This is a genomic window from Clostridium sp. MSJ-8 (assembly GCF_018918325.1).
Lineage (GTDB): Bacteria > Bacillota > Clostridia > Clostridiales > Clostridiaceae > Clostridium.
The window spans coordinates 1-15,292 of the sequence record NZ_JAHLQH010000043.1 but is presented as its reverse complement, the minus strand read 5'-3'; the positions used below and the strand labels follow the sequence as shown (position 1 = coordinate 15,292).

General features: G+C 28.6%; 14 protein-coding genes. 12 read left to right on the top strand and 2 right to left on the bottom strand.

Annotation, left to right across the window (positions count from 1 at the left end; translation table 11 throughout):
* Positions 1-10: 10 nt before the first annotated feature.
* The 8 genes from KQI77_RS09585 to wecB all read left to right on the top strand — a co-directional run bounded on the left by KQI77_RS09585 (position 11) and on the right by wecB (position 7,627).
* On the top strand, positions 11-646 hold the full coding sequence (locus tag KQI77_RS09585; protein ID WP_216390209.1) for a flagellar brake protein: 636 nt from the start codon (positions 11-13) through the stop codon (positions 644-646).
* A 20-nt stretch (positions 647-666) separates the two neighbouring features.
* A complete protein-coding gene (locus KQI77_RS09580) occupies positions 667-1,392 on the top strand; it encodes a FliA/WhiG family RNA polymerase sigma factor (RefSeq protein ID WP_216390208.1) in 726 nt (241 codons plus the stop codon).
* A gap of 17 nt (positions 1,393-1,409) precedes the next feature.
* A complete protein-coding gene (locus KQI77_RS09575) occupies positions 1,410-1,853 on the top strand; it encodes a hypothetical protein (protein ID WP_216390207.1) in 444 nt (147 codons plus the stop codon).
* A gap of 80 nt (positions 1,854-1,933) precedes the next feature.
* Positions 1,934-2,056, top strand: a complete 123-nt coding sequence (locus KQI77_RS13215; RefSeq protein ID WP_301281686.1) for a hypothetical protein — start codon at positions 1,934-1,936, stop codon at positions 2,054-2,056.
* On the top strand, positions 2,053-2,826 hold the full coding sequence (locus tag KQI77_RS09570) for a flagellar hook-basal body complex protein (protein ID WP_216390206.1): 774 nt from the start codon (positions 2,053-2,055) through the stop codon (positions 2,824-2,826). Before KQI77_RS13215 ends, KQI77_RS09570 begins: the two co-directional genes overlap by 4 nt.
* Before the next feature lie 43 nt (positions 2,827-2,869).
* A complete protein-coding gene (locus KQI77_RS09565) occupies positions 2,870-3,637 on the top strand; it encodes a flagellar hook-basal body complex protein (protein WP_216390205.1) in 768 nt (255 codons plus the stop codon).
* 877 nt (positions 3,638-4,514) lie between these two features.
* Entirely contained in the window at positions 4,515-6,269 is a 1,755-nt protein-coding gene (locus KQI77_RS09560) for a methyl-accepting chemotaxis protein (protein ID WP_216390204.1), read from the top strand.
* A 254-nt stretch (positions 6,270-6,523) separates the two neighbouring features.
* Complete coding sequence (gene wecB, locus KQI77_RS09555) at positions 6,524-7,627, top strand: non-hydrolyzing UDP-N-acetylglucosamine 2-epimerase (RefSeq protein ID WP_216390203.1); 1,104 nt, start codon at positions 6,524-6,526, stop codon at positions 7,625-7,627.
* A 53-nt stretch (positions 7,628-7,680) separates the two neighbouring features.
* Here the strand turns inward: wecB and KQI77_RS09550 are convergent, their stop codons facing one another.
* Positions 7,681-9,327, bottom strand: a complete 1,647-nt coding sequence (locus tag KQI77_RS09550; RefSeq protein ID WP_216390202.1) for a putative manganese-dependent inorganic diphosphatase — start codon at positions 9,325-9,327, stop codon at positions 7,681-7,683.
* A gap of 161 nt (positions 9,328-9,488) precedes the next feature.
* On the opposite strand from KQI77_RS09550, the gene KQI77_RS13210 reads away from it, so the two are divergent.
* From KQI77_RS13210 to KQI77_RS09540, 3 genes are all read left to right on the top strand, one after another.
* Positions 9,489-9,614 (top strand): hypothetical protein, encoded by a 126-nt coding sequence (locus KQI77_RS13210; protein WP_301281685.1) that lies wholly within the window; start codon positions 9,489-9,491, stop codon positions 9,612-9,614.
* A gap of 95 nt (positions 9,615-9,709) precedes the next feature.
* Positions 9,710-12,259, top strand: a complete 2,550-nt coding sequence (locus KQI77_RS09545; protein WP_216390201.1) for a calcium-translocating P-type ATPase, PMCA-type — start codon at positions 9,710-9,712, stop codon at positions 12,257-12,259.
* A gap of 246 nt (positions 12,260-12,505) precedes the next feature.
* On the top strand, positions 12,506-13,366 hold the full coding sequence (locus KQI77_RS09540) for a hypothetical protein (protein WP_216390200.1): 861 nt from the start codon (positions 12,506-12,508) through the stop codon (positions 13,364-13,366).
* Between the two features lie 52 nt (positions 13,367-13,418).
* Here KQI77_RS09540 and KQI77_RS09535 read toward each other — a convergent pair whose 3' ends face one another.
* The gene (locus KQI77_RS09535) at positions 13,419-13,832 is read right to left on the bottom strand and encodes a hypothetical protein (RefSeq protein ID WP_216390199.1); all 414 of its coding nucleotides are present in this window, start codon (positions 13,830-13,832) and stop codon (positions 13,419-13,421) included.
* Between the two features lie 238 nt (positions 13,833-14,070).
* Here KQI77_RS09535 and KQI77_RS09530 point away from each other — a divergent pair, with 238 nt between their 5' ends.
* Positions 14,071-14,973 carry a chemotaxis protein gene (locus KQI77_RS09530; RefSeq protein ID WP_216390198.1) on the top strand — a complete coding sequence of 301 codons (903 nt, stop codon included), beginning with the start codon at positions 14,071-14,073 and terminating at the stop codon, positions 14,971-14,973.
* Positions 14,974-15,292: the final 319 nt, after the last annotated feature.

The window sequence follows — 15,292 nt, the reverse complement described above, 5'->3', positions numbered from 1 at the left end:
GGGTATAAATATGGTTGGTAATATGAAAATATCGTTAAATGGAAATATTGTAATATATAATGAGGATGTCGCATACAAAAGTTCAATAGAAGATATTGAGGAAAAGGAATCAATAGTAATAAATATTCCAGTAGGAAAGGGCAAACAATTATTTATAGAAGAATTGGGAGAATTGGAAATAAATTATTATGGAGATTCCTGCTATTATATATTTAATTCAAGATTTATTTCAAGAGAAAAGGATGCAGAAATGCAGATGCCATTATATAAGATAGAGTGGCCATACAATGTAAAGAAGATTCAAAGACGAGATTTTGTAAGGGTAGATTTTGTAGATTATATGTATACAAGACCTATAATAGAGGGAATAGATAGTAAATGGCATAAAGATTTATTACTTAATTTAAGTGGGGGAGGACTTAGATTTAAGTCTCAAAGTGAATATAACATTCATGATGTTGTAGAATTTAAGTTATTTTTAGATGGAAATTCATATTTTATAAAGGCAAGAATAGTAAGAGATATGGAAAAAACTGATAATGGTAAGATTTATGCAGCAGAATTTATAGACATAAAGGAATCAATCAGAGAAAAAGTAATACAACATGTATTTAAACAAATGAGAAAGCAGCATAACAGTTTATAAAAAGAGAGGAGAAAACTAAGATGGGTGCCTATAATACAACAATGGGAAAAGAGAATATAATAGAACAGTATATACCGCTTGTAAAGTATATTGCTTCTAGAATAAGCTTAGGGAAAAATAGCGTTATGGATTATGAAGATTTGGTGAGTTATGGAGTAATAGGATTAATGGATGCGCTATCAAAATTCGATGAAAGCAAGGGTATCAAGTTTTCTTCATATGCATCAATAAGAATAAAAGGGGCTATTATCGATGAAATTAGAAAATCTAGACCAATATCTAAAGGGGCTATGGATAAGCTAAATAAATATAATACAGCAGTTGAAAAGTTACAAAAAAAATTATTTAGAGAACCTAGTAATGATGAGATTGCGAAAGAATTAAACTTATCTCTAACAGAAGTTGGGGAGATAGAAAACTATATTAATTACATATCAGTAGTTTCATTAGAAGATGTAGTTTTTTCAGATGATGAAGATATGACAATTATGGGGATAATAGAAGATAAAAATAGCCCAAGTCCAGAAGAGTCATATGAATATAGTGAAAAGCTAGATATTTTAGCAAAAGCTATAGAAGAATTAAATGAAAAAGATAGAATAGTATTGAATTTGTATTATTATGAAGGATTAACATTAAAGGAGATAGGTACAGTACTTAATGTATCTGAGTCGAGAGTTTGTCAATTACATAGTAGAGCTATTAGAAATTTACGTGCAAAAATGAAAGAGTTAAATTATATATAAAGAAGGAAGTTTGAATAATGCCAGTAGTTATAATATTCTTTGGAATTTGTTTAATAATTGTTAACATAATATCTATAAAAAAGGAAAAAAGGCCATTTAATTCTGTGTTAAAATATAAAGAGGAGAATATGACTGAAGTAAACTTAGAATTAGCAGCTCTTAGAAAAGATTTTGCAGAGACTATATTAGAGTTACAGACAGATATTGTAGAATTAAAAAAAAGAATAGATATATTAGAAGGAAAAGAGACTATAGCTATTCAGAATTCAGAACAAGAACCGATATTAAATAGTAGTAAAGATATTAATGTGAAAGATGATGTTATTAATGACATTAATATGGATAGTAAATCTAATAGGATAAAGGAATTAATAGATTTAGGTTTAAGTGATGATGAAATATGTGAAAAGCTATCGTTAGGAAAGGGTGAAGTCCTATTAGTAAGAAATTTATACAAGTAATTAAATCAATTCTAGATGTTATATGTGATAAAAAAGTACTACTAGGCATTGGAATTGGATTAGTTATTGGTGTAATAAGTATGTTAGGGTATAAATATGAGGCATCACTATCAGATGCACAAATAGAAGAAAAAGCAAGAGCTTTAGGAATGCATACTAGTGATGACTGCAAAGCTTTTTTTAATGAGGAGGAAGGAAAATGATCAGAAGTTTGTATAACTGTGTTTCAGGGATGATTACATTAGAAAATAAGCAGAATACAATAACTAATAATATAAGTAATGCTAATACGAATGCATATAAGGCAGAAGATTTGGCAGTTAGTAATTTTAATGAAGTACTTATTCAAAACAAAGATAAAATAGTTGGTAACAAAAATGTGAAACATACAATAGGTTCCATGAGTTTAGGTGCTTCAATAGATACAGTTATTACAAAATTTACTCAAGGGGATATAAAGAAAACAGAAAATAATACTGATTTTGCAATAGATGGAAGAGGTTTTTTTGTAGTTCAATCAGGAAATAACCAAGTATTTACTAGAGATGGTAAATTCCTTATAGATAATGCAGGATATCTTGTTACAACAACAGGTGATAGGGTATTATCAACTAATAATCAAACAGGTGCTGTAGAGCCAATATTTGTAGGAAGAGACAATTCAGATTTTTACATAGATGATGATAATAAAGTATATGTTAATGGACAATCTACTAATACAATGTTAACAGCTGACTTTCAAGATTATTCTACACTTGATAAAATAGGAGACAATTATTATCAAGGTGCTAATCCTATATTTAATGCAGTTGTAAATGTACATCAGAATGCTTTAGAATCATCTAATGTAAGTGTTACAAATGAAACTGTTAATATGATAAATGTTATGAGAAACTTTGAATCAGTTCAAAAGGCTATGACTATGGTAGATGAATCATTAGGAATAGCAGCAAGTAAAGTAGGAAAAGTATAATATAAAATTATGGATAAAAGAGTAGAGAAGGAGATGTAACTTAATGTTAAGAAGTATTTGGACAAGTAAAACAGGTTTAGATGCAAATCAAGATAGATTAGATGTTATTTCAAATAACCTTGCAAATACAACAACTACAGGATATAAGAAGCTAGATGTTTCATTCAAAGATTTAATGAGTGAAAGCTTGGATAGAAAAGGATATCCACTTCAAGATAAATCTGCAATAATGGGTACAGGTACTAGAACTACTGATTGGTTTCGTTCAAATAAACAAGGTAATTTAACTAGTACAGGGTTAAATACAGATTTATGTATAGATGGAGAAAATCATTATTTTAGATTAACTACACCTAAAGGAGAAAAGGTGTATACAAGAGATGGATCTTTTCAGATTGATTCAGCTGGAAAGCTTGTAGATTCTTATGGAAATCATCTTGATATAGACTATAATCCTGGATATGAAAATACATTTTTAGCATCAGATAAAATGACTATTAATGAAGAGGGATATATATATCTTACAGAAAACAATGGTACAAATATTCAAATAGGTAAGATTAATTTGTATACTGCTGTAGGTGATAAAGCATTTATATCCAATGGAGATAGTACATTTGTTCCAGCAGACAATGCACAAGTATATCAATCAGGAGATGCATATATTCACCAAGGGTATATAGAAGCATCTAATGTTGATATGGCTCAAGAATTTACAGATATGATAGTTACACAAAGAGCATTCCAATTATCAACTAAAGCTCTACAAACAGCAGATGATATGTGGGGAATGATTAACAATATTAGATAACTTATATTTTACAATGATTAATATCAAAATTATATGTTTAAGTAAATAATATAATACGTATAAAATCCAATGTTATTTGGTTTGATTAATATTATGTTTATAATTAGTATCAATATTATATGTTTTCATAAATAGCATAATTTCATTAAGTATTTCTAACTATAGAAAAATTAAGGTATTATTGTTAGATAACTTATATTTTACAATAATTAATATCAAAATTATATGTTCTAAGTAAATAATATAATATCATTAAGTATTTACTAATATAATAAAAAAGAGTAAAGATCCCTAAATACTATAAACTCGCTAAAGCTCAAACAGTATAGTATTTTTAACGGGATCTTTACTTTTTTATTATAAGAAATACTAAATTCTATTATAGATAATTTACTTGAATCAATAATTTGATATTAATTAACTTAAAAGATAAGTAATCAAAAAATATATTAGATAATCTTTTAAAATTAAGAATTACTGAATACTTAAGATACTTGAAATAATATAGATACACTAAAAATTACCATAACGCTTAAATAATTAAAATATAATAAGCTTAGTGGAAGTAACCATTATTGTTAGGGTTAGAATTATAGGTAGATATAGAATGATATAACTATGAAGAATTAGAGATTAGTATGAATAATATGGAACAATAGGTTACTGAACTAATGCTATTATATTTTAATTATAAACATTCTATTTTAATAGAAAACTGTAAAGATTTATTCAACAATTTGTAAAGTCAAACTGTACAATCTAAAAATATGTTATCATAATTATAGGACAAAATATGACAAATAGTCATAAGTTTGTATTTTTAAATAACTACAAAATAATACATATTTAGATAGAGACTTAAGGGAGGTTATAAATTATGAAGAAGTTGAATCAAATGAATGTAAAAGAAAGGATACAGAATTCATTCAAAATTGTAGGAATGTTTACATCAGCAGTAGCTATATTAGTATGTGTATTTTTGATTATTGTAGCCAATAGATATTCTTTTACACTTAAAAATTATGCGTTTCCACAAGGAGACATAGGAAAGGCTATGGTTACATTTTCTGAAACTAGAAGTGCACTTCGTGGGGTTTTAGGATATGATGATGAAGATAATTTAAAGAGTTTAGAAAAAACTTATTATGAGAAACAAGAATCATTTGAAAAGTATATGAAAGATATAAAAAAGAGCATGGTTACAGCAGAAGGTAACAAGGCTTATTCTGAATTAGAAAATGAATTAGAAGGTTATTGGGAGATATCTGATAAGATATTTAAACTTGGTACAGATAGACAAAATGATGCTGACAGACAAAAAGCTCAAGATTTAGCTGTAAGTGAACTTAGACCTCAATATGAAGCTGTGTATAATAGCTTTGTAAAATTGATGAATGTCAATGTTGATAAAGGTGACAATATGGCTAAAATATTAATGACTGTAGAAATTATTCTTATAATAGTTGCAATTGTTTGTATAGGATTATCAGCAGTAATAGGTATAAAATTAGGAGATAGAATAGCTAATAGTATAGAAGAACCATTAGATAAATTAGTTAAGCGTCTACATGAATTAGCACAAGGTGATTTATCTTCACCATTCCCATCTTTTGATGCTAAGGATGAAATAACTAATATGATTGATGAAGCAGAAGAAATGGCAGGTACATTAAAATTAATTGTAAATGATATTGGACAATTATTAGGAGATATGGCAGATGGAAATTATGCAACAAGCACAAAAATTCCAGATAAATATTTAGGAGAATTTGAAGAAATAAATGTTGCTATGAATAAGATGAATGATAAGATGAATAAAACATTACGTGAAATAGAAGATTCATCAAATCAAGTATCTGCAAGTTCAAGTAATTTATCTGAAGCATCACAAGCTATGGCAGAAGGTGCAATGAATCAAGCAAGTGCTGTTGAAGAATTACAAGCAAGTATATCTAATCTTACAGAACATGTAGAAAAAACAGCAACTCATGTTAATGAATCTTATGAGAAGGCAGAAAAGTATGCTTCTCAAGCTAATGATAGTATATCTCAAGTGGATAAGATGATAGAAACTATGAATAGAATAAGTGAGACATCAAAGAATATAGAGAAGATTATATCTGATATAGAAGATATATCTAGTCAAACTAACTTATTATCATTAAATGCAGCAATAGAAGCAGCTAGAGCAGGAGATGCAGGAAAAGGATTTGCAGTTGTTGCTGATGAAATAAGAAATCTAGCAGAACAAAGTGCAAAATCAGCAATAAATACACGTGAACTTATAGAGGGTGCTATAAACGAAATTGAAGCAGGTAATAAAGTTGCAGAAGAAGTTGCTTCAGCTATAACAGAAGTAGTTGAAGGTGTAAAAGATATAGCAAATGCATCTAAAGAGTTAAGTGAAATTTCTGCAGAACAAGCAGAAGAAATGAAACAAGCTGAAGCTGGTACAACTCAAATATCAGATGTAGTTCAAGCAAATTCAGCAACAGCACAAGAGTGTTCAGCTACTAGTGAAGAATTATCTGCTCAAGCATTATCAATGGATGCATTAGTTAATAGATTTGTTCTTAAAGATGATGAAGAAGATAAGAGTACTACTGTAATAGATGAAGATATTGAAGAATAATATAATCATAGACTGTATGAAGTTTTTCTGTAAATAGCTTTCTATGATAAATTAATTAAAAGGTATGAGGTATGAGATTTTTCTCATACCTTGATTAAACTATAATATTTCCTACTAATTCTTACTCTTTCATTCATCAGAGGTATATAGTTAAAATACGTGAGGTCTTTGACACTTACAATTCACGACTTTGATGTAATATGATATAATAATTAAGAAGAAATAAGGTAGATTATAACTTAGGATGTGAAATGATGATAAAAGTATTAACAATATTCGGTACAAGGCCAGAAGCAATTAAGATGGCTCCACTAGTTAAAGAATTAGAGAGCAGAGAAGAAATTAAAAGTATAGTTTGTGTTACTGCTCAACATAGAGAAATGTTAGATCAAGTTTTAGAAGCTTTTAAGATAGTTCCAGATTATGATTTGAATATAATGAAGCAAGGTCAAACGTTGACAGATATAACAACTATAGCATTAACTAAACTAGATACAGTTATAAAAGAAGTTAAACCAGATATAGTATTAGTTCATGGAGATACTACTACTACACTATCGGGAAGCTTAGCAGCTTTTTATAATCAAGTTATGTTAGGTCATGTTGAAGCAGGACTTAGAACATACAATAAATTTTCTCCATATCCAGAAGAGGTTAATAGAAGAATAACAAGTGTAATAGCAGATATGAACTTTGCACCTACTGAAGTTGCAAAAAACAATTTGATAAAAGAAAATATATCAGAAGATACAATATATGTTACTGGAAACACAGCCATTGATGCACTAAAAACAACAGTTGATGATAGTTATGATAATTCATTATTAGAAGAGTTAAAAGATAGCAGAATTATACTTTTAACGGCTCATAGGAGAGAAAACTTAGGTGATCCTATGCGTCATATGTTTAGAGCTATTAATAGAATAACTAAGGAATTTTCAGATGTTCAAGTAATATATCCAGTTCATTTAAATCCTATGGTAAGACAAATTGCATCAGAAGAATTAGGAGATAATAAAAAGGTTCATTTGATTAAGCCATTAGAAGTTTTAGATTTTCATAACTTTTTAAGCAGGGCACATATAATAATGACAGATAGTGGTGGAATTCAAGAAGAAGCACCATCATTAGGTAAACCTGTATTAGTCTTAAGAGACACAACAGAAAGACCAGAAGGTGTTGCAGCAGGAACTTTAAAACTTGCTGGTACGGATGAAGAAACTATATATAAGCTTGCAAGAGAATTATTGGTTAATGAAGAAGAATATAATAAAATGGCACATGCTAGTAATCCATATGGAGATGGTAGAGCTAGTGAGAGAATTGTAGATGCTATAATTAAACAAGTGAATAAGTAATAAAAAAATCGACGGCTTCAAATCAAATAGTCGTCGATTTTTTATTCTAGTTATTAAGAATTAATTGTTGCTGTAAGTGGTGGAATAACTTGTTTCTTTCTAGATAAAACTCCAGGTAAGAAAGCAGTATTATCTTCTATACTTACACCAAATGTCTTTTCAACTATTTCAACATTAGAACCTACAAATAATAATTGAGATCCTTCTGTTAATATATCAGTAAGAAGTAATAACATGAAATCAAAACCTTCACTGTCAGCTTTTGAATTCATATATTCAAGCATTTCATCTTTTAGAGGCATAAAACCTTCTATATCCATTGTATTAACTTGAGCAACACCAATCTTAAGGTCACCTATGTTAAATGGTTTGAAATCTTGATTGTAGATTTCTTCAACAGTCTTTCCTTTTAATGAAGTACCAGCTTTGAACATTTCTGTTGCAAATGCTTCAAGATCTTTTATACCAGCTATTTCAGCAAGTTTATTACAGATTTCTACATCTTCATTAGTACAAGTTGGACTTCTGAATAATAATGTGTCAGAAATAATAGCTCCCATTAAAAGACCAGCAACTTCTCTTGAAGGTGTCATACCTTTTTCAAAATAACATTTTGCAACTATAGAAGAACTACTTCCTATAGGTTCATTTCTGAAGAATATTGGATTACCAGTTTGAATATCAGCTATTCTATGGTGATCGATAATTTCTAGTATTTCAGCATCTTCTAAACCATCAACTGATTGACCTCTTTCATTATGGTCAACTTGGATAACTTGTTTCTTACAATCAGATATTAAGTGATATCTAGATATTGTACCAATTACTTTTCCATTAGTAGCATCAATAACAGGATAACTTCTATATCTAGTTTCTCTCATTATTCCTTTAATGTCATCTACAAGCTCATCAGTAGTAAATGAAACAAGATTCTCTCTTACCATTACATAACTTACAGGAATACTTTGAACTATTATTCTTGAAGTTGTGAATGAATCATGTGGTGTACTGATAACAGTAACATTATTAGCTTTAGCTAAACTTGTTAAGTCAGCGTCTAAGTTATGAGAACCTGTTATAATCATTAATGAAACTTTTTGGTTTATTAATTCTTCTTGAGCTTCACGTCTATCTCCAACTATTGCTATATCACCTTCAGAAACAACATTCTTCATACTGTCAGGATGCATAGCAGCAACTGTGATTTTACCTGGGAAAGTTTTAGCACGATCTTCTACTGAAATTTCAGTTGCAGAAAGTGTTTCGATTATACTATCAATAGTTGTATTACTCTTATATAGGATTGAATTATCCCATTCATCCATATATGATGATGTTAAGTTAGATATAGATAGTATTCCTAGTAAATGACCGTTTTTGTCAGCTACTGGTAATGATTTTACATTTTGATCCTTCATTATATTCCAAGCTTTTCTAAGTGAAATAGTTGGAAGTACAGGTCCAATATTATCAATTTTTAAGTCTTCAACTTTTAGTTTAACAGTTTCAAGATATTCAGGAGCTTCAACTCCAAAATAATCTAAAATAAATTGAGTTTCTCTATTTACATCTCCAAGTCTAACTGGAACAGCAGGAGTTTTACTTCCACATAGATTCTTAAATGTTGCATAACCATAAGCAGCACCAATTGAGTCAGAATCAGGGTTCTTATGTCCAGTTACGTATATTACGTTCTTCAAATTATTTCCTCCTCTAATACAAAAATAACATAAACAATATTATTTTAAATCAATTAGTAAATTAATTCAACTACCGTAGTATTTTATAGCTTAAATTTATATTTTCAATAGTCATAATATATTTTAAAATTAAATTGATGACAGTGGCTGTATGTTTTAGAGTGTTGCAAACAGCTGAAGGTATAATATTTGCTTATATAACAGATAATCAAGCAGGAACAATTCATATTCGTTCAATGATACAAACAAGTGAACATGATGCTTTTGTTTTTTCTATGAATAGATAAAAATTATAGAAACTTAGTTCTAAAAAATAGGACTAAGTTTTTTTTTATTTAAATATACTAAAAAGAAGTATTTAATAGTGGGGAGAGGAAAAAAGGTGATACAGGAAAAGAAGATTATTCCCGGATTAACAACAAAAGAAGCAGAAAAGCGGATAAAGGAGTACGGATATAATGAATTAGAACATAAAAAAAGAGTATCTCCTATTAAGATTTTTTTATCACAATTTAATGATTTTATGGTATGGGTTCTGTTAGGAGCAACTGTTGTATCAAGTATTATGGGAGATAAAGCTGATGCTGTAACAATTATAATTATAGTTATAGTTAATGCTATATTAGGTTTTATACAAGAATTTAGAACAGAAAAATCGTTAGAAGCATTAAATAATCTTGCAGCTCCTACATGCAAAGTATACAGAGATGGAAGTATAAAAATTATTAATTCTAGATTATTAACTATAGGCGATATGGTTGTGTTAGAAGCTGGTGATAGAATTCCAGGAGATGGAGAGTTTGTAGAATCTTCAGGAATCATGGTAGATGAATCACTGTTAACAGGTGAGTCAATAGGAGTAACTAAAGATTGGCATAGTTCTAAAAATAATAAGGGATATATGGGAACTACATTATTAAAGGGTAAAGGATTATTTAAGGTTCAGTTTATTGGAATGGATACTGAAATGGGTAAGATAGCAAATCTTTTAGGAAATATAAAAGAAGATAAATCACCTCTTAAAGAAAGATTAGAGGTTTTAGGAAGAGTGCTTGTTATAATATGTTTGGTAATATGTATGATTGTAACAATACTTGGTATAATTAGAGGGAATAATATAACAGATATGTTTTTATTGGGAGTTAGTTTGGCAGTAGCAGCTATTCCGGAGGGGTTAGCAGCTATAGTAACAGTATCATTAGCCTTAGGAATGTCTAGAATGCTTAAGAGAAATGTTCTTATAAGAAAACTTCCAGCGGTAGAAACACTAGGGTGTACCTCTGTCATATGTTCAGATAAAACAGGAACATTGACTCAGAATAGAATGACAGTAAAAGAAGTATATATTAATGGACGAATTACAAAGGTTGATGAAGAGAAGCTTCATAATGAATCAATGCTAAAAAAGGCTTTTATTTATTGTAATGATTGTAATTATGATTTTAATTATAGTTCTATGGAGAAAGTTCTTCATGGTGATCCAACGGAGACAGCACTTATTAGAGTGTTTTTTGATAATGTAGTAGCATTAAAAGGATTTCTAAGTTGTGCAACAAGAGTATATGATATTCCATTTGATTCTACTAGAAAAATGATGTCTGTTGTTATGAAAGAGGATAATAAAGAAGTAGCTTATGTAAAAGGTGCACCTGAGAGAATAATTGAAAGATGTTCATATATATTAGAAAATAATGTTGTAAAGATATTAACTATTCAAAAGAAAAAACAGATTAATTCATTAATTGAATCTATGTCATCTAGAGCACTTAGATGTATTGCATGTGCATATAAAGTTGAAGGTATAGTTAAGAATGAAAAGTTAGAAGATAATCTTATATTTATAGGGGTAGCAGGTAGCATAGATCCTCCTAGAAAAGAAGCTAGGGATGCTGTGTTAAAGTGTAAGATAGCAGGGATTAAGCCAGTAATGATAACAGGAGATCATAAGAATACAGCGTTAGCTATAGCTAAAGAATTAAGTATATGTAGTAATGATAGTCAAGTTATGACAGGAGAAGAATTACAAAGCATAAATGATGCAGAACTAGATAAGAAAATAGATAAAATAAGGGTATTTGCAAGAGTTTCACCTGATCATAAACTTAGAATAGTAAAAAGTCTTAAGGCTAAGAATAATATAGTTGCAATGACTGGAGATGGTGTTAATGATGCTCCTGCTATAAAGGAAGCTGATATAGGAATATCCATGGGATTATCAGGAACAGATGTTACAAAAGAAGCTTCTTCTATGATACTTCTAGATGATAATTTTAGTACAATTGTTGCAGCTGTAGAAGAAGGAAGAATTATATATGATAATATTAGAAAATTTATAAGGTATCTCTTATCATGCAACTTAGGTGAAGTACTTACAATGTTTTTGGCATCATTATTTACATTACCTAATCCATTGACACCTATTCAGATTCTTTTTGTTAATCTTGCAACTGATGGACTTCCAGCAATTGCATTAGGAGTAGATCCAGCAGATAAAGATATAATGAGAATGTCACCTAGAAATAAAAAAGAAAATATCTTTGCAAGAGGTTTAGCTGAAAAGATAATTGTAAGGGGATGTCTTATAGGAATTTGTACATTATTATCATTTATAATAAGTAGATTTATGAAGATGGATTTAATTACATGTAGAACAATAGCATTATCAACTCTTATAATGTCTCAATTATTTCATGTATTTGAATGTAGATCAGAGAGATATTCGATATTTTCTATAAAATTATTAAGCAATCCGTATTTACTAGGAGCTGTATCAGTATCTATTGTAATGCTCATTTGCGTATTATACATTCCATTTTTACAAGGAATATTTCATACAGTACCTTTAAATTTAAAGATGTGGTGTATAGTTTTTGTGTTTTCTGGAACCATAGCTATGATTAATAGTTTATTTTTGTATATAAAGAGAAAGTAAATTGCATAATATTAAATATTAGAAATAGGTAAAGATACCTAAATGCTATGTAAACTTATTAAGGTTCAGACAATATAGCATTTCTAATGGTATCTTTATCTAATATTGAAAACAAATTATTTCTGTTTCGATTTTTTCCCTAATTGGTATGTCTATTGTAATAAGCTGTGTTTTATTGTATAATATTTACAATGAAATTGAAAATAGGGGGATATTTGGTCGGAGTGGCCAAAGCAATGTAAAGGTATGAATATAAAAAAGATATTATCAGGAATGTTAATAGGGGGAATGGCATTTTCATTTGTAGGTTGTGGTGGTGAAAATGCTAAAATTGAATTTACCCCACAAGTTGGAAGCAAATATAATTGTGGAATACAAGATAAAACTGATTTTGTAGTCAACAGAGAAAAAATTTATTCAAATGATACTAATTTATCAACTGATATAGATATAAAATCTAAGACAGATGATGGATATCTTATAGGATTTAATATAGATGATTTTTCTTCAGAGGTAAAATTAAAAAATAAGCTAGATAAAGAAAAATCTATAATTAGAAGTGATGAAAAGTATAGAAAATTCTATGATGCATTAGATAACTTAAATATAGAATATGAAGTGAGTGATGAAGGTAAGGTTCTTGCTGCAGATGTTGGTCAAATGGATGAGTATATAAAAGCAGCTTTTGGTGATGAAATGCTTATGTCATTTTTAGATACAAGTATGGGAACATTTTCGGGAATAACATTTTCTGAAGGAGGATTAGCTGTCTATAGAAATATTCTTGGGGATAATTATTTGCTTAAAGACTTGGTGCAAGTAGATATATTGCAAAACTCAGACATAAAACTATCTGATATAGGCACAAAACTTATAATAAAAGATATAACTGATAATTTTGTATTAGTTAAATTAGAGGGGAATAAAAAGATAGTTAATACTACATATGATTTAAATATATCATATTTAGTAGATAGAAGTAGTGGAATTGTAACAAAGAGTGAATGTAGATTAAACATAGATCATATTCAATGGCAAGAAGCTGGAACAAGTGAAAGAGGAGATTTTTCTTTTGTAGAAACATCTGAATGGAAAGAAAAAGAATAATAGATTAAATAATAAATGCCATCATACTTTAATAGTATGATGGCATATTTGTTTACTTATATCTTATTCTATTAGCTTGTTGTCTTGATTTCTTTATCTGAGAATGATCCATAGGAATTAAATCACGTTTAGTTGTTAAGTTAAGGATGTTTTGTACAGCAACAACTTCAGAATTTTCTTTACCTTTAACTCCTTTAAGTCCCATAATCATTACTTTATGACCCATGCTTATAGGGATGAAGTCAACCTTCTTAAACCATCTTCTTTTACTATATCTAGCTTTAACAACGCCTCTACTTGTATCAGATTTTATTACAAGATCTACAATTAATTTTTTTATTATAATGTAATTCTTTTCTTGCATCTTAATAGAAACAACAGTTCCAGAAGCACTAGTTATTCTATCACCATATTTCTGCATATATGATTCAGTGTAATATTTGTTTAATTTATCTTTAAAACCCATATTCTTTAACTCCTTTATAAAAAATTCCCTCGATATATCACTATAATAGTGAATAATTCACCAATTATTAAGTATTATATCATATATTAAATGATTGTAAAATAAACAAAATTAATATAATGTTAGCCAACATTTATTCTATATTAAAGAATAGTTAACATTTGCAGGATTAAGTAATATGTAAACAAACACGATAAGTAATTAAGAAATGACAAGATTATGAATTGGGGTGGAATATATGGAGAATAACATATTATTAGAATCAGGCACTGGTGAATTAGAAATAATAGAATTTGTGGTTAACGGGGTTCATTATGCAATAAATGTTGTTAAAGTAAAAGAAGTTATAGAAATGAATAAAAATGCAATTACTGAATTACCAGATCCTAAACCAGAATTAGCTGGTTTGCTTTTATGTAGGCAAGATATATTAACACTTGTAGATTTGAAGTATATATTAACTAGACAAAAGAGCGAGAATATGGGGTCTAAAGTTATTATATGTGAATTTAACAAGGTTAAAGTGGCATTTAATATAGATGATATACTTGCAATCCATAGAATTAAATGGAGTGAAATAGAGAAGCCAGATGATTTAACTGAATCTTCTTTAGGTGTAGGTAACATCATAATAAACGGAAGAGTTGTTATAATGTTGGATTTCGAAAAAATAGTAACAGATATAGCACCTAATGCAGGAATAAGTGAAGATAGATTAGTGAAGGTAGAGTATAAAGATAGAGGAAATGTAAAACTTGTATTAGCAGATGATTCACCTTTAATTAGAAGATTATTAAAAGATACTTTAACTAAGGCTGGATTCAAGAATTTAACTATATTTGATGATGGAAAACAAGCTTTAGATTATTTAAAGGGATTAGCTAAGGATTATGGTGAAAACTTTAAAGATGAAGCTCAGATGTTAATTACAGATATTGAGATGCCTCAACTAGATGGTTTAACATTAACAAGAAGAATTAAGGAAGATCCTATATTATCTAAGTTACCTGTAATAATATTCTCATCTTTAATTACTGATGAATTAAGACATAAAGGTGAAGAAGTTAAAGCTGACGCACAACTAAGCAAACCTGAAGTAGAACAATTAGTTGAAGTTGTAGATAAATTGTTAGAATTATAATTATTAATGAAAAGGTGAATATATTTTTTTGTATAATATATAATCTGAAAAAGGGGCTGTCGCATTAGCAGTTAAAAACTGCTAGCGGCAAACCCTTTTTTCATGTCTTAAATTAATGATTAAAACTATAAAAAGTACTTTTCTTAAAAATAGGTGCACTTTAATAAGGAAATATAAAAATCATATTTTTTTACTAAATTTTAAGCTATTTTTTGAATATGAAATAAATGTGTTCCTGTTTTTCCTGATTGAATTTTATTATGTAACTTATTTATATTATGTGCTAAGGCAAGCAAAATACTTTCAGCTAATACATTTT